Source organism: Streptomyces sp. NPDC033136 (assembly GCF_055578235.1).
The window spans coordinates 110,955-127,048 of sequence record NZ_JBVIPD010000018.1 but is presented as its reverse complement, the minus strand read 5'-3'; the positions used below and the strand labels follow the sequence as shown (position 1 = coordinate 127,048).

General features: G+C 72.7%; 14 protein-coding genes. 9 read left to right on the top strand and 5 right to left on the bottom strand.

Annotated features, from left to right (window positions below; all coding sequences use genetic code 11):
- Positions 1 to 344 precede the first annotated feature (344 nt).
- Positions 345 to 1,115, top strand: coding sequence for a TIGR04222 domain-containing membrane protein (locus ACZ5TL_RS28380; RefSeq protein WP_468593292.1), 771 nt, complete (start codon positions 345 to 347; stop codon positions 1,113 to 1,115).
- 115 nt (positions 1,116 to 1,230) lie between these two features.
- A complete protein-coding gene (locus ACZ5TL_RS28375; protein ID WP_468593291.1) occupies positions 1,231 to 2,910 on the top strand; it encodes an alpha/beta hydrolase in 1,680 nt (559 codons plus the stop codon).
- Here ACZ5TL_RS28375 and hemQ read toward each other — a convergent pair whose 3' ends face one another.
- Together hemQ and hemG are read right to left on the bottom strand one after the other, a co-directional pair.
- The gene (hemQ, locus tag ACZ5TL_RS28370) at positions 2,911 to 3,642 is read right to left on the bottom strand and encodes a hydrogen peroxide-dependent heme synthase (protein ID WP_468593290.1); all 732 of its coding nucleotides are present in this window, start codon (positions 3,640 to 3,642) and stop codon (positions 2,911 to 2,913) included.
- A 4-nt stretch (positions 3,643 to 3,646) separates the two neighbouring features.
- On the bottom strand, positions 3,647 to 5,107 hold the full coding sequence (gene hemG / locus ACZ5TL_RS28365) for a protoporphyrinogen oxidase (protein ID WP_468593289.1): 1,461 nt from the start codon (positions 5,105 to 5,107) through the stop codon (positions 3,647 to 3,649).
- A gap of 162 nt (positions 5,108 to 5,269) precedes the next feature.
- On the opposite strand from hemG, the gene ACZ5TL_RS28360 reads away from it, so the two are divergent.
- Both ACZ5TL_RS28360 and ACZ5TL_RS28355 read left to right on the top strand, forming a co-directional pair.
- Positions 5,270 to 6,265, top strand: a complete 996-nt coding sequence (locus ACZ5TL_RS28360) for a DUF4349 domain-containing protein (protein WP_468593287.1) — start codon at positions 5,270 to 5,272, stop codon at positions 6,263 to 6,265.
- Between the two features lie 27 nt (positions 6,266 to 6,292).
- Positions 6,293 to 7,684 (top strand): FAD-dependent oxidoreductase, encoded by a 1,392-nt coding sequence (locus tag ACZ5TL_RS28355; protein WP_468593286.1) that lies wholly within the window; start codon positions 6,293 to 6,295, stop codon positions 7,682 to 7,684.
- Between the two features lie 129 nt (positions 7,685 to 7,813).
- On the opposite strand, the gene ACZ5TL_RS28350 is transcribed toward ACZ5TL_RS28355, so the two are convergent.
- The gene (locus tag ACZ5TL_RS28350) at positions 7,814 to 8,146 is read right to left on the bottom strand and encodes a hypothetical protein (RefSeq protein ID WP_468593284.1); all 333 of its coding nucleotides are present in this window, start codon (positions 8,144 to 8,146) and stop codon (positions 7,814 to 7,816) included.
- Positions 8,147 to 8,697: 551 nt separating this feature from the next.
- Entirely contained in the window at positions 8,698 to 9,528 is an 831-nt protein-coding gene (locus tag ACZ5TL_RS28345; RefSeq protein ID WP_468593283.1) for a response regulator, read from the bottom strand.
- Positions 9,529 to 9,862: 334 nt separating this feature from the next.
- Between ACZ5TL_RS28345 and ACZ5TL_RS28340 the strand changes: the two genes are divergently transcribed.
- Genes ACZ5TL_RS28340 through ACZ5TL_RS28330 form a run of 3 tightly spaced genes read left to right on the top strand, consistent with a single transcriptional unit; the run spans position 9,863 to position 13,002 of the window.
- Entirely contained in the window at positions 9,863 to 10,879 is a 1,017-nt protein-coding gene (locus tag ACZ5TL_RS28340; protein ID WP_468593281.1) for a tripartite tricarboxylate transporter substrate binding protein, read from the top strand.
- Positions 10,880 to 10,899: 20 nt separating this feature from the next.
- Positions 10,900 to 11,445, top strand: coding sequence for a tripartite tricarboxylate transporter TctB family protein (locus ACZ5TL_RS28335; protein WP_468593280.1), 546 nt, complete (start codon positions 10,900 to 10,902; stop codon positions 11,443 to 11,445).
- A gap of 24 nt (positions 11,446 to 11,469) precedes the next feature.
- Positions 11,470 to 13,002: a tripartite tricarboxylate transporter permease gene (locus ACZ5TL_RS28330; RefSeq protein ID WP_468593278.1), complete on the top strand. Its 1,533-nt coding sequence runs from the start codon at positions 11,470 to 11,472 to the stop codon at positions 13,000 to 13,002.
- Positions 13,003 to 13,066: 64 nt separating this feature from the next.
- On the opposite strand, the gene hemE is transcribed toward ACZ5TL_RS28330, so the two are convergent.
- Complete coding sequence (gene hemE, locus ACZ5TL_RS28325) at positions 13,067 to 14,134, bottom strand: uroporphyrinogen decarboxylase (RefSeq protein WP_468593276.1); 1,068 nt, start codon at positions 14,132 to 14,134, stop codon at positions 13,067 to 13,069.
- A gap of 102 nt (positions 14,135 to 14,236) precedes the next feature.
- Between hemE and ACZ5TL_RS28320 the strand changes: the two genes are divergently transcribed.
- Both ACZ5TL_RS28320 and ACZ5TL_RS28315 read left to right on the top strand, forming a co-directional pair.
- Positions 14,237 to 14,911, top strand: coding sequence for a DUF3000 domain-containing protein (locus ACZ5TL_RS28320; RefSeq protein WP_468593275.1), 675 nt, complete (start codon positions 14,237 to 14,239; stop codon positions 14,909 to 14,911).
- Between the two features lie 355 nt (positions 14,912 to 15,266).
- Positions 15,267 to 15,929 (top strand): response regulator transcription factor, encoded by a 663-nt coding sequence (locus ACZ5TL_RS28315; RefSeq protein WP_003993737.1) that lies wholly within the window; start codon positions 15,267 to 15,269, stop codon positions 15,927 to 15,929.
- Positions 15,930 to 16,094: the final 165 nt, after the last annotated feature.

Below are 16,094 nucleotides of genomic sequence, written 5' to 3'. Positions count from 1 at the left end.
TGAGTCCACCGACGCGCCTCCTCCGATCGCCCGTCCCGCCCCGTCCCGCTCCGCATCCGATGCAACCATCCGTCTCCGTACGGCATTTGAGCTGGACCCCGCAGTATCATGTCGACCCCGCGCCCGAAGCGTACTGGTGTGCGGTGGGCACTCCCCCGCCCGTCGGCGCAGAGCCGGTCGCCCCCTGCCCTCGCCCCCTCACCGTCCGCGACGCAACCGCTGCCGCCGCCCGCGTACAGCCCGCCCGCCACGCGGTGAAACGGAACGTCACATCCCGGCCGCACTCCGTCCGGATCATGGATGAGGCATGGCGTTCTCGCGACCGTGTCACATACAAACAACATATGCTCTGGGTTCTTTTCCTGCTGGCGGCGTGGGCCGTGGCCGGCACGGCGTGCACGCGTCTGTGCCTGGCCGCCGTACGCGCCGCGGCCGACCGCGCGGACACCGGCCGGACCCGTGAACTCACACTGTACGAGGCTGCGTTCCTATCCGGCGGCCCCCGGCGGGTCGCCGACGTGACGCTGGTCGCCATGGCACGCCAGCGCCGTCTGCTGCTGGCCCACACCGGCTGGGCCACGGTCGTCGACCCCCGCGGGCGGGACGAGATGGAGCGGTCGGTGATAGGGGCCATCGGTCCCGAGGGGCAGTCCCGGATCGCTCCGGTGCGGGCGGCGGCCGCCACGGCGGAGGCGGTGCGCGGGATCGCCGACGGGCTGGTGCGCGCGGGGCTCGCGGTACCCGACAGCGCCCGTACGACGGTCGCGGCGGCCGTCCGGCAGGTGCGCGGGGCCGCCGTCGCCGTCCTCGGGCTGGGCGTGGCCGCCCTGCTGACGCCCGCTCCGCCGGACATGCCGCGGCACCTGGTCGCCCTGTGGTTCGCGCTGCCGCTGACCCTGACCCTGAGCTGCCTCGCCATCGCCCGGATCGAGGCGCACCCGTACTCGCGCTGGGCCTCCCCGGCCGGTCAGCGACTGCTCGGCGCCCTGGCCCGGACCGCGGACGGCACCGCCGACGACCGTACGTACCTCACCTCGGTGGCCGTCCGCGGCGTCCACGCGATCGGCGAACCGGACCTGCGCGCCGCCTTCGCGCATCGCGAGGCGCACGACTGACGGACCCGGGGGCGCACAGGGGCGTCGGGCCCGACACCGGCGGACGGTGCTTGCCTTCCCCCCGTGCCGAACGAAACATCCCTTTCGTCACCACCGTGCACCGAAGGGACACACGATGAGAGCCGCCCTCCTCTACCCGGCCGCCGGGTCCTTGCTGCTGAGCGCCCTCACCGCGGCCCCGGAGGCCGAGGACCGGACGGGGGCGGCCGAGATGCGCGGCACCGCCGTGGCCGCCGCGCGGGCGAAGGCGGCCGGTGTCGACTTCGGCCCGTGCCCCGACGCGCAGGACCTGCCGGGCGGCATGCGGTGCGGCACGGTGACCGTCCCGCTGGACTACGCCCGGCCGGACGGCAAGCAGATCGAACTCGCCGTCAGCCGCGCCCGGGCCACGCGCAAGGACCCGCACGGCAGGCGTGAGGTCCCCCGGCAGGGCGCCCTGGTCTACAACCCCGGCGGCCCGGGCGCCACCGGCCTGTACTTCCCGCTCATCGGCCTGCTCCCCGAGTGGAAGCGGATCGCCGCCGCGTACGACCTCGTCGGCTACGCCCCGCGCGGCGTCGGCCGTTCCGCGCCGCTGTCCTGCAAGGACCCGAAGCAGTTCTTCCAGGGGCCGACACAGGCGCCGACGCACCCTTCCGAGTCGTTCAAGAGGGCACGCGTCGCGCAGGCCAAGGCGTACGCGCGCGGCTGCGCAGAGCGGGCGGGCGGCGCGCTGCGGCACTACCACTCGCTGAACAACGCCCGCGACCTCGACGTGCTGCGCGCCGCGCTCGGCGAGGAGCGGCTGACCTTCATGGGGTCGTCGTACGGCACGTACTTCGGCGCCCTGTACGCGACGCTGTTCCCCGCGCACGTACGGCGGATGGTGTTCGACTCGGCGGTCGACCCCGACCCGGAGCAGATCTGGTACCGCAACAACCTCGACCAGTCGGCGGCGTTCGAGGGCCGCTGGCGGGACTTCCGGAAGTGGATCGCCCGGCACGACGCCGTGTACGGACTGGGCGGGACCGCCCGGGAGGTGCGGCGCAGTTACGAGCGGGCGAGCGCGAGACTGGCCGTCGAGCCGGCGGGCGGGAAGGTGGGGCCCGCGCAGTTGCAGGGGGCGTTCCTGCAGGCCGGGTACTACGACGACCAGTGGCCGCACCGGGCGCACGCGCTGTCGGCGTACCTCAGGGGCGACCCGGGGCCGCTGATCGAGCAGGCGGAGCGGCATCCGGAGGCCGCCGTCGAGGCGGAGAACTCACGCGCGGTCTACGTCGCCGTCGAGTGCAACGACGCCCCCTGGCCGACCGACTGGGAGGAGTGGGACCGGGACAACACCCGGCTCGCGCGGGTGGCGCCCTTCGAGACCTGGGACAACGTCTGGACGAACCTGCCGTGCGCCTACTGGCGGGCGCCCCGGCAGCAACCGCTCGACGTCGGCACCGGGCCGGGCGAGCTGCCACCGACACTGATCCTGGCCGCCGAGCGGGACGCGGCCACGCCCTACGACGGCGCCCTGGAACTCCGCCGCCGCCTCGCCGGCTCGGTCCTGGTGACCGAGCGGGACGCCGGCGCCCACGGCCTGGCGGGCGGGCCGAACGCCTGCGTCAACGGGCACATGGAGGCGTATCTGCTGGAGGGACGGCTGCCGGGGCGGCACGCGCAGTGCGCGCCGCACGCCGAGCCGAAGCCGTACACACAGTCGAAGCCGGACACCGAACCCGAGCCGGACACGCAGACGAAGCCGGCGCCGGGAGCCGCGCCGCGGCCGGCGGCCCCGGACGAGACCGGGGCCGGGAGGACGGCCCGCTGATCAGGCCAGACCCGCGACCAGCTCGGCGATGTCCTTGCGGCGGCCCGTGAAGAAGGGGACCTCCTCGCGGACGTGCCGACGGGCCTCCGAGGCGCGCAGGTGGCGCATGAGGTCGACGATGCGGTACAGCTCGTCGGCCTCGAAGGCGAGGAGCCACTCGTAGTCGCCGAGGGAGAACGAGGCGACCGTGTTGGCCCGCACGTCCGGGTAGCCCCGGGCCATCTTGCCGTGGTCGGCGAGCATGCGGCGGCGGTCCTCGTCGGGCAGCAGGTACCAGTCGTAGGAGCGCACGAAGGGGTAGACGCTCACGTAGTCGCGGGGCGTCTCGTCGGCGAGGAACGCCGGGATGTGCGAGCGGTTGAACTCGGCGGGGCGGTGCAGCGCCATGTTCGACCACACCGGCGTGAGCGCGCGGCCCAGCTTCGTGCGGCGGAAGAGGTTGTACGCCTCCTGCAGCGCGTCGCTGGTCTCCGCGTGCCACCAGACCATCAGGTCGGCGTCGGCGCGCAGGCCCGAGACGTCGTACGTGCCGCGGATCGTCACGTCCTTCGCGGCGAGCTGGTCGAACAGCTCCTGGACCTCGTCGGCGTACCCGGCGCGGTCCTCGGGGAGGACGTCCTTCAGCTGGAAGACGGACCAGAGCGTGTAGCGGATGACCTCGTTGAGGTCCTTGGCCAGCTTGCCCTTGTTCGGGACCCGGCCGGACTCGGGGGTGGGGGCGTCGTTGCTCATGGCCTTATTCTCCTGCTCCGCCGTGCAGACTCTGCACCGGGTGTGCGGTGAGCTCCTGCACACCGCACAGGTCACCGTGGATCCGGTCGACGGCGGCGTACGCGCTCGCGATGCAGGCCGGGATGCCGACGCCGTCGTAGGGGGCGCCGCACACCGCGAGGCCGGGGAGGCGGGCGATGTGCTCGCGGACGCGGGCCACACGCGCGTGGTGGCCGACGGGGTACTGGGGCAGACCGTCGTCCCAGCGGGTGACGCGGATCGCGACGGGTGTGGCGTCGAGGCCGGTCGCCGCCTTCAGGTCCTGCCGGGAGACGTCGACCAGCTCGGTGTCTTCCCGCTGGAGGATCTCCGTCTCCCCGTACCTCCCGACGGAGGTGCGCAGGACGACGAGGTCCGGGTTCTCGTCGGCGATCCAGCCCCACTTCTGCGAGGCGAAGGTGGACGCCTTGATGGTGCGCCCGTCGACCGGCGGCACGAGGAAGCCGCTGCCGTCGGGCAGGGCCGTCTCGGAGCGGCGGTAGGCGAGGGTGATCAGGGCCATGGAGGCGTACTCGACGCCGTCGAGCTCGGCGGCGGCCCCCGGGTTCTCGGCGCGCAGCAGCCGGGCGGCGGCGGGGGCCGGGGCGGCGAGGACCACGGCGTCCGCGAGCCACTCCCGCTCACCGGAGCGGACCTTCCAGCCGCCCTCGGGGGTGCGACGCAGCTCCGTCACCGGCGTCCCGGTCAGGATCTCGCCCCCACGCGCCCGGACCGAGTCCGCCACGGCGAGGGGCAGGGTGGCGATGCCGCCCCGGATGCCCATGAACACCGGGCCGGTCTGCTGGGCCGCGGCGGCCTTGGCCTGGAGCTCGCGGACCCCTTCCGTCAGGGAGGTGTGGGTCCGGGCCACCTGGAAGAGCTGCGGGACGGCCGAGCGCATGGAGATGCGGTACGCGTCGCCCGCGTACACCCCGCCCAGCATGGGCTCCAGCAGGCGGTCGACGACCTCGCGGCCGAGGCGCTCCGCCACGTACTCCCCCACGGCCACGTCGTCGCCGACCTCGGTGCGGGGCAGCTCGGCGTCCCGCTCGATGCGGGCGAGGCCCTCCTCGGAGACCACGCCGGCCAGGGCGGACGCGGTGCCGGGCACGCCCATCACATGCCCCTTGGGGAAGGGGCGCAGGGCGCCGCGGGTCCAGAGCGAGGCGGTCGCCGTGGCCGGGGGCTGGAGGCGGTCGGCGAGGCCCACCTCGCGGGCGAGCGCCACCGCCTCGGGACGGCGGGCCAGCATCGACTCGGCGCCGAGGTCCACGCGCGCACCCGCGACCTCCCCCGGCAGCAGCTTGCCGCCGACCCGTTCGGAGGCCTCCAGCACGGTCACCCGCGCCCCGCGCTCCAGCAGCCGGTGCGCAGCGGCCAGCCCCGCGATACCCGCCCCGATGACGACGACCTGCCCCGTGCCCGCACGGGCTTGAACTTCGCGCATGGCCCCAGCCTCTCAGACCCCGCTGACGGCGATCCCGCGCCCCGGTGTCCCGCACGAGTCCCGACCGTGACCGCATCGGAACCGTCCCGGGCCAAACCTCCGGCGCCGTCCGGGCGTCGAAGAAGCGTCAGCCGACATCGATTCTCCCGGGGGGACACCCGCATGCGCACACGACGACCTGCCCACCGGCCGGCCCCGGCCCTGGCCGCGCTCCTGCTGGCCGCGGCTCTCACCCTCGCCGGGTGCGGCGCCGGCGGCGAGGACTCCGCCGGCAGCTCCGCCGCCGACCGCGGGGTCGCCGCGCCGGCGGACGACAAGGCCGGCGCGCAGGAGGCCGCCCCCGGCGGCGGAAGCGGGGCCCGGGCGACCGCGCAGCCCCAGCTCACCGCGAGCCACATCATCCGCACCGCCGAGCTGACCGTGCAGGTCAAGGACGTCCCGAAAGCCCTGGAACAGGCCCGCGCCGGCACCGAGAACGCGGGCGGCTACGTCGGCAACGAGACCACCACCCGGGACGAGGAGGGCCGCGAGCGCACCCGGGTCGTGCTGCGCGTGCCCGTCGGGAAGTACGACGAGGTCCTCGCCGGGCTGGAGGGTTCCGGCAAGCTGCTCGACCGCAGCGCGAAGGCCGAGGACGTCACCGACCAGGTCGTGGACGTGGAGAGCCGGATCAAGACGCAGCGCTCCAGCGTGGCCCGGATCCGCGAGCTGATGGACCGGGCCACCAAGCTCAGCGACGTGGTGACCCTGGAGGGCGAGCTGAGCACCCGTCAGGCCGACCTGGAGGCGCTGCTCGCCCGGCAGGCGTCCCTGAAGGACCGCACCAGCCTGGCCACCATCACCCTGTCGCTGACCGCGACACCGGTGAAGGAGGCCGCCGAGGACGGCGAACCGGGGTTCCTGGACGCGCTCGCGGGCGGCTGGGCCGCGTTCCTGACGATGCTGCGCTGGCTCGCGGTGGCCCTCGGCGCGGTCCTGCCGTTCGCGGCGGTGGCGGCCGTCCTCGTGCTGCTGTGGCTGCGCGTGCTGCGCCCCCGCCTCTCCCGCCGCCCGCAGCCCGCTCCCTCTCCCGCTCCCAGGACGAGCGCGCTGGGCCCGCTGCCGACTGCCCGCCCGGCGCCCGAGGCGCCCGCTCGGGAGCCGGGCGAGCGGGACTGAAACGCCCTGCTCCCGTAGCGTGTTCGCATGAGCATGAGCCGTACACGCAGGGAGCGAATGGTCGTCATCGGCGGCGACGCCGCGGGCATGTCCGCGGCGTCGCAGGCCCGCCGTCTGAAGGGCCCGGACGAGCTGGAGATCGTGGCGTTCGAACGGGGCCACTTCACGTCGTACTCGGCGTGCGGCATCCCGTACTGGGTGGGCGGCGACGTCACCGGCCGGGACCAGCTCATCGCCCGCACCCCCGAGGAACACCGCGCGCGGGCCATCGACCTGCGGCTGCGGACCGAGGTCACGGAGCTCGACCTCGGCCGGCAGCGGGTACGCGCGCGTGACGTCGACTCCGGCGCCGAGTCCTGGACGTCGTACGACAAGCTCGTGATCGCGACCGGCGCCCGGCCGATCCGGCCGGACATGCCCGGGGCCGACGCCCCCGGGGTGCACGGCGTGCAGACGCTCGGCGACGGCCAGGCGCTGCTCGACACGCTGGAACGCACGCGTGGCCGCCGGGCGGTGGTCGTCGGGGCCGGTTACATCGGCGTGGAGATGGCCGAGGCGCTCATCAACCGCGGCTACGAGGTGACGGTCGTCAACCGCGGCAGCGAGCCCATGGCGACCCTCGACCCCGACATGGGCTGCCTGGTGCACGAGGCCATGAAGGGCCTGGGCATCACGATGGTGAACGACGCGGAGGTCACCAAGATCCTCACCTGCGACGACGGCCGCGTCCGGGCGGTGGCCACACAGGAGGCGGAGTTCCCGGCGGACGTCGTCGTGCTCGGCATCGGCGTCCACCCCGAGACGGCCCTCGCGCAGGCCGCCGGCCTCCCCCTCGGCCCGCACGGCGGTCTCCTCACGGACCGCTCGATGCGGGTGCGCGGCCACGAGGACCTCTGGGCCGGCGGCGACTGTGTCGAGGTCCTCGACCTGGTCTCCGGCCAGGAGCGGCACATCCCGCTCGGCACCCACGCCAACAAGCACGGCCAGGTGATCGGCACCAACATCGGCGGCGGCTACGCCACGTTCCCGGGCGTCGTCGGCACCGCGGTCAGCAAGGTCTGCGACCTGGAGATCGCACGCACGGGCCTGCGCGAGAAGGACGCCCACCGCGTCGGGCTCCGCTTCGAATCGGTCACCATCGAGTCGACCAGCCGGGCGGGCTACTACCCGAACGCCTCCCCCATGACGGTCAAGATGCTCGCCGAACACCGCACGGGCCGCCTCCTCGGCGTCCAGATCGTCGGCCGGGAGGGCGCGGGCAAGCGAGTCGACATCGCGGCGGTGGCCCTCACGGCAGGGATGACGGCGGAACAGATGACGGCCCTGGACCTGGGCTACGCCCCACCGTTCTCCCCAGTCTGGGACCCGGTCCTGGTGGCAGCCCGCAAGGCGGCGGCGAAGGTGCGCGGTTCCTTGTGAGGTGAGGCGGGGTGGGAGCGTGCCGTCAGGGGCGCGGGGCTGTATCAAGGTGCGGCTCGGCCGCGTGGGCGCGACGAGCCGCAGACGTCCCGCACCCGGCGACGCACACGCACCCCCACGGCGAAGCCCCTACGCGGTCCCCGCCGTGCCGGTGATCCGGTCGATCGCCTGCCGCGCCTGCTCCGCCGGCGGCCGCGACGGCAGGGACGACACCGAGGCCGGCGCGGCCGTCACCGCCGGCGGCTGTTCCCCCGCCGGCTTCGCGTGCGCGGCGACCCGGGTCGACCGCAACCGGTGGCTCACGGCCTCCTCCAGCGTCACGGGCCGCCGCATCTGGGTCGCCAGCCGCCCGGCCTCCTGGCCGAGCCGGGCCACGTCCTCCCAGGGGATCCGCACCACCAGCGTCAGCTCCGCCTCGCCGTCCGGCAGTGCGTGCATGGGAGGAGTAACTCGGTCGTTCATCGCCTGTTCCTCACGTCGGCCCCGCGACCCGCCTTCCCCGCGCCGCGGGCGGTTGCCAACACATACGCACGCCCGTGCGGCCGCGTTCAGCGGGAGGGCCGATTCACGCACTCCGCCCCGGGCACATGTGCGGCGTGGGGCACCGCGGACGTCTTTGACGGGGTCGCCGACGCAGACGGCCGCGTCGTGCCTGCGCGGTCCTCGACGCCGGCTCGGGCGCACCGCTGATCGGCGCCTCGGGAGCGGTCGCCGGGGTGCTCGGCGCCTGGACGGTGCGGCATCCGAGGGCCCGGGTCCCCGTCCGCTTCCAGATCTTCCTGCCGCCGCGGCTGCCGACTGGATCGTGCTGGGGCCTGTGGTTCGTGCTGCGGGCGGCGTACTCGTCCGGCGAGGGCGTTTCCGGCACGGGCACCGGGCGTGTGCCGCGATGTCGTCGGTTGCCCGGCCGACGTGGCGAGCGCCCGGCCGATGGCCCGGGACGCCGCCGCGGTCGCGCGGTCTGCTGTTCCCAGGCAGGCCCGGCCCCGGCACACCTGGCGGGCGGCTCGGCGTCAGCCGTGCTCGACGTCCGCAGGACGGGACGGTCCGGCCAGCCAGTGGTAGCGGCGCTCGGGACGGCCGGTCGTGCCGTAGCGGAGGGAGACCTGGGCCTGGGCGGTGGAGACGAAGAACTCCAGATAGCGGCGGGCGCTGACCCGGGACAGCCCCGTGGCCCCGGCACACTCCGAGGCGGACAGGCCCTCGGCCTGCGCGGAGGAGAGGTTACGGCGCACCAGCTCGGCGGTCTGCTCGGTGACGCCCTTGGGCAGCCTGGTCGGTACGGCAGCCGGGCCGGTGAGGGCTGAGGCGGAGGCGGGAACGGCGGGCGGGAACGCGGCCCCGGCCGGGAGGCCGGGCGGCGCGCCGCTCGTGCGGGGGGCCGGATGGTCGCTGGGACCGGGCAATGCCTTGCCGAAGACCCGGTCGACGTCGCCCTGCTCGGGAATCGCCATGTCGGCGAGCTCGCGCCGCTGACGCGCGTACTGCTGAAGACGTTCTTCCAGGACGGAGGTGTCGAACGGTTTGATGATGTAGTGGACGGCGCCCTGGCGGAGCGCGCCGCGTACGGTGTCGACCTCCTGCGCGGCCGTCACCACCATCACGTCGACCTCGGCCCCGGCGGTCTCCCCGGCGCGCAGCTCGCGCAGGACGTCGAGACCGCCGATGTCGGGCAGGTAGAGGTCGAGCAGCACCAGATCGGGGCCCAGTTCGCGCACCGCCCGCAACGCGTCCGCGCCGTTGCGTGCCTCTCCGACGACGGTGAACCCGGCAACGCGCTCCACGAGCTTGCGATGGATGCGGGCGATCATGAAGTCATCGTCGACGACCAGTACACGAATCATGGTGACTCCCTTCCGCCCGGACTTCGTTGTACTCGGCGGCAGACCGCGGCAGAGGACACCCGAGACCTCTCTGATGCCCAGCGCATTGTGCATGAGATTGCAAAGACAGTCACCAGGTCGAGCAAAGGTGATACCGCATCAATGCCGGATGTGCGACACCCCCGAGGAGTGAACAGAAGTTACGAAAGTTATCGACGGCTGGTTCCACAACGTTCGTTAGGGCCAATAGCTCCACAACGCTCAACCTCTCTTTTCGGCCATGCCTCGCACTGTTTCCATGACGCCTCGACACCGCGAGACCCCGGAAACACCCGAGTGCACAGCTGGAGGAAGCGTGTTCCGCTCAGCCCCCCGAGCAGTCACGGCGGCCGTGGCCGCCGGTTCGGCCACTCTGCTGCTCGCCGCGTGCGGCGAGCAGGCGGCCACCGGCGCCAGTGGCGACGGCGCCTGGAAGCCGACCAAGCCCATCGAGTACGTCGCCCCCGCGGGCACCGGCGGCGGCTGGGACACCCTCGCCCGCACCAGCGCCCGGGTGCTGGACGAGGCGAATCTCGTCGACAGACAGATGCGGGTGGTCAACAAGCCCGGTGGCGGCGGCGCCATCGGCTGGTCGTACATCGCCCAGCACCAGGCCGACCCGCACAAGCTCTTCGTGACCAGCCCTCCCATCCTGCTGGTGCCGCTGGCCGGCGAGTCGCAGCAGACGCACAAGGACTTCACGCCCATCGCCCGGCTCAACACCGAGCCGCTGGCCTACGTGGTGAAGGCGAACTCGCCCTACAAGACCTTCGACGACCTGGCGTCGAAGCTGAAGTCCGACCCGAAGAGCCTGAGCGTCGCGGGCGGCTCGGGCCCTGGCAGCCTCGACCACGTCGGCCTCGCGGGCGCCGTCCAGGCAGCCGGCGTGAACGCCGCGCAGGTGAAGTACGTCCCCTTCGACGGCGGCGGCGAGGCCATGACCGCGCTGCTCGGCGGGCACACCGACGCGGCCGTCGCCGGAGCCTCGGAGGTGACCGGCCTGGCGAAGTCCGGCGACGTGCGGGTGCTCGCCGTGTCCACCGAGGAGCGTTCCGCGATCCTGCCGGACGCGCCCACCCTCACCGAGGAGGGCGTGGACTACGTCTTCGACATCTGGCGCGGAGTGATGGGGCCCAAGGGGCTGACCGAGAGCCAGGTCGCCTACTACGAGGACGCGTACGAGAAGATGGTCGAGCACGACTCCTGGACGTCGGAGAGCAAGAAGCTCGGCTGGACCAACGCCTTCCTCGGCAGCGCCGAGTTCGGGAAGTTCCTCGACGAGCAGAACGAGTCGCTCAGCGGAATCCTCACCGACGTCGGCCTGAAGAAGTAATCGGCGGGGACGGCAGGACAATGCATCACTTCCGCTTCTCTCAGCGCACCCTCGCGGTCGTACTCGGCCTGGTGGCGGTGGCCTACACGGTCGGGGCGTTCAGCATCCCCGAGTTCACGGCGGTGGAGGTGCCGGTGCAGCCCGGCACCCTGCCCCAGGGGCTGGGCCTGGCGCTGATCGCCCTGAGCGTGGCCCTGTTCTTCCAGAAGTCCGAGCCGCGGGATGCCGCGGGGCAGGACGGCGCGGCCGCCGGCACGGAGGCCGCGCCGGAGGCGCCGGACGCGGAGGAGGACGGGGCCACGAGCCGGCCCCGCGTCGGCCGCCTCTCCGACCCCCGGCTGGAGCCGGCCGTGCTGCTGATCGCGATCGCCCTCTACGTGGCGCTGTTCGTGCCGCTCGGGTTCGTGATCTCGACCAGCCTCTTCGTGGTCGGCACCGCCTGGTACCTGGGCTTCGCCCGGCACTGGGTGAGCGTGCTGGTGGGCGTGGGCGTGGCACTGTCGCTGTACCTCGCCATGTCCGAGGGGCTCGACGTGGCCCTGCCGACCGGGCCGCTGCCCTTCTGACCTGGAGACTGAGGCACATACGGCATGGACGCTCTCAACGGACTCATCGACGGCTTCGGGGTGGCCCTCACCCCGGCCAACCTCCTCTACGTCTTCCTCGGCGTACTCATGGGCACGGTCATCGGCATGCTGCCGGGCCTGGGCCCGATCAGCGCGATCTCGCTGATGATCCCGATCGCCTTCACCATGGACCCCGTCTCGGCGATCATCATGCTCGCCGGGGTGTACTACGGCGCGATCTTCGGCGGCTCGACCTCGTCGATCCTGCTCAACGCCCCCGGTGTGGCGGGCACCGTGGCCACGTCCTTCGACGGCTATCCCATGGCCCGTCAGGGCAAGGCGGGCAAGGCGCTGGCGATCGCCGCGTACGCCTCCTTCACCGGCGGCACGATCGGCGTGATCGGCCTGATGCTGGTCGCGCCCTCGCTGTCGGCGGTCGCGACCAGCTTCGGCCCGGCCGAGTACTTCTCGCTGATGCTCCTCGGTCTGACCGCCGTGGTCTCACTCGCCGGCAACAACCTCGTCAAGGGCCTGATCTCCGGCACCGTCGGCGTGATGATCGCCCTGATCGGCATCGACTCCCAGACCTCCACCCAGCGCTTCACCTTCGGGCAGATCGAACTGTTCGAGGGCATCGAGTTCCTGATCGTGGCCCTGGGTGTGTTCGCGCTGGCCGAGGTCTTCGTCATGCTGATGAACCGCGGCAAGGACAGCGGCAAGGCGGGGACGATCTCCTCGCTCCGGCTGAACCGGAGCGAGGTCAAGGAGATGAGCGGCCCCGCCGGGCGCAGCTCGGTCCTCGGCTTCTTCATCGGCGTACTGCCGGGCGCGGGCGCCACCATCGCCTCCTTCATGTCGTACGCCTTCGAGAAGCGGCTGGCCAAGGACGGCGGCAGGACATTCGGCAAGGGCAGCATCAAGGGTGTCGCCGCCCCCGAGTCCGCCAACAACGCGGCCGCCGTCGGCTCCTTCGTGCCGCTGATGACCCTGGGCGTGCCCGGGTCGGGTACGACGGCGGTGCTGCTCGGCGCGCTGCTGGTGCTGGGCGTGCAACCGGGCCCGCTGCTGATGAACGAGAACCCGGACATGTTCTGGGGTGTCATCGCCAGCATGTACATCGGCAACATCGTGCTGCTGATCCTCAACCTGCCGCTGATCCCGCTGTTCGCCAAGGTGCTGAAGACCCCGCAGACGCTGCTGCTGCCGCTGGTCGTGGTCTTCTGCGTGGTCGGCGTCTACGGGCAGTCCTTCAGCATGTTCGACCTGTGGCTGCTGCTCGGCTTCGGTGTGCTCGGCTTCTTGATGCGGGCCAACGACTTCCCCGCGGCACCGCTCATCCTGGGGCTCATCCTGGGCGGCCTGATGGAGAAGTCCATGCGTCAGGCGCTGCTGATCTCCGACGGCTCCTTCAGCACCTTCGTCACCAAGCCGATCTCCGCCGCCCTGCTCGCGGTCGCGGTGCTCTCCATCGTGGCCCCGCTGTTCGGCAACTGGCGGCGTGAACGCGCGGCGCGACGGGCCTCGGCCCGCGCGGCAGAGGAGCGGGCCGACGCATGACGGCGTGACAGGAACCGGCCCTCGGGCGGCAGTGCCATGGCTCACGGCACTGCCGCCCGGCCGGCTATCGGACCGACCGCGTGTGCACGTACTCCACCAGCCGCGTCAGCGCGTCCGGGTCCGTGGCCGGCATGACGCCGTGGCCGAGGTTGAACACGTGGCCCTCCAGGCCCGCCGCGGAGTCCAGGACCTCGCGGGTCTTGGCCTCGACGGCCTCCGTCGGGGCGAACAGCACGGTCGGGTCGAGGTTGCCCTGGAGTGCCTTGCCGGGGCCGACGCGACGGGCCGCCTCGTCCAGCGGCACGCGCCAGTCGGCGCCGACGACGTCCGCGCCGGCCTCGCCCATGAGGCCCAGCAGCTCACCGGTGCCGACGCCGAAGTGGATGCGCGGAACGCCGTAACCGGCCACGGCGTCGAAGACCTTCGCCGACGCCGGCAGCACCGAGCGCCGGTAGTCGACGGGGGCCAGCGCCCCGGCCCAGGAGTCGAACAGCTGGACCGCCGAGGCGCCCGCCTCGATCTGGACCTTCAGGAACGCGGCCGTGATGTCCGCGAGGCGGTCGAGGAGGTCGGCCCACAGCTCGGGGTCGCCGTACATCATCGCCTTGGCGTTCTCGTACGTGCGGGACGGGCCGCCCTCGACGAGGTAGCTGGCGAGGGTGAAGGGGGCGCCGGCGAAGCCGATGAGGGGCGTGGCACCGAGCTCGCGGGTGAGCAGGCCGATGGCCTCGGTGACGTAGGAGACGTCCTCGGGGGTCAGGTCACGCAGCTGCGCGAGGTCCGCGCGGGTGCGGACCGGGCGCTCGACGACCGGGCCGACGCCGGGCTTGATGTCGAGGTCGACACCGATGGCCTTCAGCGGGACGACGATGTCGCTGAAGTAGATCGCCGCGTCGACGCCGTGCCGGCGCACCGGCTGGAGCGTGATCTCGGTGACCAGTTCGGGCCGCATGCAGGACTCGAGCATCCCGATGCCCTCACGCACCTTGCGGTACTCCGGCAGTGAGCGCCCGGCCTGCCGCATGAACCACACCGGCGTGTGCGGCACGGGCTCGCGCCGGCAGGCCTTGAGGAAGGCGGAGTCGTACGGGGCGGACGGCTGCTGGGCCCGGGGGGCGTCGTTGGCACTCACGGGGCCAAGTTTCGCACGCCCCCGAGGGGCGTGATTCAGCCCCTGGACAGGCGCGGGGTGTCTAGCCCGGCGCCCGGGCTCCGGTCCCCGTAACCTTCCCGCATGGCTGCGGCTCAGGGACGACTGTCGGACGGCACTGGCGGAATGGACGAAGCGAAGGACACCGAGAACGACCGACGGGAGGCGGACTCCGTCCCGCTGCCCTTCCGGGCCGCCGTCGAGGCGCTCAGGGCGGCGCGGCTGCGGCCCCAGATCGAGGTCGAGCCGACGCCCCCGCCGAAGCGGCTCGCCCCCCACACGTACGCACTGGAGGCCGCGGTCGTCGACGGCGACCAGGACCTGGCAGACGGCCGGCTGGTGCTGCTGCACGACCCGGCCGGGCACGACGCCTGGCGGGGCACCTTCCGGCTGGTGACGCTGGTGCGCGCCGAGCTGGAGCCGGAGATGGCCGCGGACCCGCTGCTGCCGGAGGTGTGCTGGTCCTGGCTGACCGGCGCGCTGCAGGCGCGCGGGCTGACGTACGGGGAGCCGAGCGGCACGGTCACGCGGGCGAGCTCCCACCACTTCGGCGGGCTGTCCGCGCGCCCGGCCGCCTCGCAGATCGAGATCCGTGCGTCGTGGACGCCGCGCGAGGGCCTGGGCGGGGTGCCGGACACGGCCGCGCACCTGGCGTCCTGGTGCGATCTGCTCGCCCAGGTCGCGGGTCTGCCGCCGGCCGGGCCCGGCGACGCGTCGGTGGTGACGCTGCCCCAGCGGCGGGGACCGCAGTCCCGCTGATCGAAACTGTTCCGCCCCCGTACAAACCCGCACAAACCCCGCACTGACCCCGTACTGACCGAACCTGTACGGGGCGGTCAACCATGCCCTGTCGACGATCACACCTGAGTCCCCCTCTTGGCCGAATCACTTTGTCGATACGGCCACTTTCGACCGCGTACCGACGCAGACCGAAACCGTCCGGCCTTCGAATGATCGACCGCGTGTCCGAATTGCACGGATTGTTATCACCGATTCGTGATCATTCTCTAAAGGCGGACGGGTTCGGTGCCGAAGACGACTGTGACCTTGAAAGCACGGTTCGTCCCGGCTTCACCCCCACGAGCCGGCCCCGTCCCGCACCCCAGGAGGCCTGGTGTCCGTTCTCCTCGAGCAGCCCGCAAGCCTGGTCGCCTACCGCCCGAACAAGCCGACCGCCATGGTGGTCGTGGCCGACCCCCGCGTCCGCTCCACCGTCACCCGCCACCTGTGGGCGCTCGGTGTGCGCGATGTCATCGAGGCCTCGTCCATCGCGGAGGCTCGTCCCCGCATCGGCAACCCCCGCGACATCTGTGTCGCCGACGTCCACCTGCCGGATGGCTCCGGCCTCACCCTGCTGTCCGAGACCCGCGCCGCGGGCTGGCCCAACGGGCTCGCCCTCTCCGCCGCCGACGACATCGGCGCCGTGCGCAACGCCCTCGCGGGCGGTGTGAAGGGCTACGTCGTCACCGGCACCCGTACCAACGTCGGGCTCCCCACCCGGCCGGGTGCCGCTCCCATCGGCGCCGCCGCCGCGCGCCTGCACCGCCGCCCCCCGGGCGCCCCGAGCCACCCGGGCGGCTACCGCGAGCTGTCCGGCCGCGAGGTGGAGGTGCTGCGGCTGGTCGCGGAAGGCCAGTCGAACAAGGCGATCGGCGTCTCGATGGGACTGTCCGCACTGACCGTCAAGAGCCACCTCGCCCGGATCGCCCGCAAGCTCGGCACGGGCGACCGTGCCGGGATGGTCGCGGTGGCGCTGCGGACCGGGATCATCCACTGAACCGCTCCATGTTGACCCTTCGTGATCATTCACTCACGTGAACGGGCCCGACCGTGGGTCCCGTGCATGTCACTCACGGTTCGTGAACCCGCCACTTCCCCGACCTGACTGGTTTACGACCCCCGGGCGCCCAGCAAACAAAAAATCCCCCCCCAGGGGACCCCG

Bases quoted from the DNA above. Each gene is read 5' to 3' on its own strand.
- ACZ5TL_RS28380 (WP_468593292.1), top strand. From the start codon at position 345: ATGCTCTGGGTTCTTTTCCTGCTGGCGGCGTGGGCCGTGGCCGGCACG.
- ACZ5TL_RS28330 (WP_468593278.1), top strand. From the start codon at position 11,470: ATGGACGCTCTCAACGGACTCATCGACGGCTTCGGGGTGGCCCTCACC.
- ACZ5TL_RS28345 (WP_468593283.1), bottom strand. From the start codon at position 9,528: ATGATTCGTGTACTGGTCGTCGACGATGACTTCATGATCGCCCGCATC.
- ACZ5TL_RS28375 (WP_468593291.1), top strand. From the start codon at position 1,231: ATGAGAGCCGCCCTCCTCTACCCGGCCGCCGGGTCCTTGCTGCTGAGC.
- hemQ (WP_468593290.1), bottom strand. From the start codon at position 3,642: ATGAGCAACGACGCCCCCACCCCCGAGTCCGGCCGGGTCCCGAACAAG.
- hemG (WP_468593289.1), bottom strand. From the start codon at position 5,107: ATGCGCGAAGTTCAAGCCCGTGCGGGCACGGGGCAGGTCGTCGTCATC.
- ACZ5TL_RS28350 (WP_468593284.1), bottom strand. From the start codon at position 8,146: ATGAACGACCGAGTTACTCCTCCCATGCACGCACTGCCGGACGGCGAG.
- ACZ5TL_RS28335 (WP_468593280.1), top strand. From the start codon at position 10,900: ATGCATCACTTCCGCTTCTCTCAGCGCACCCTCGCGGTCGTACTCGGC.
- ACZ5TL_RS28360 (WP_468593287.1), top strand. From the start codon at position 5,270: ATGCGCACACGACGACCTGCCCACCGGCCGGCCCCGGCCCTGGCCGCG.
- ACZ5TL_RS28355 (WP_468593286.1), top strand. From the start codon at position 6,293: ATGAGCATGAGCCGTACACGCAGGGAGCGAATGGTCGTCATCGGCGGC.
- ACZ5TL_RS28320 (WP_468593275.1), top strand. From the start codon at position 14,237: ATGGCTGCGGCTCAGGGACGACTGTCGGACGGCACTGGCGGAATGGAC.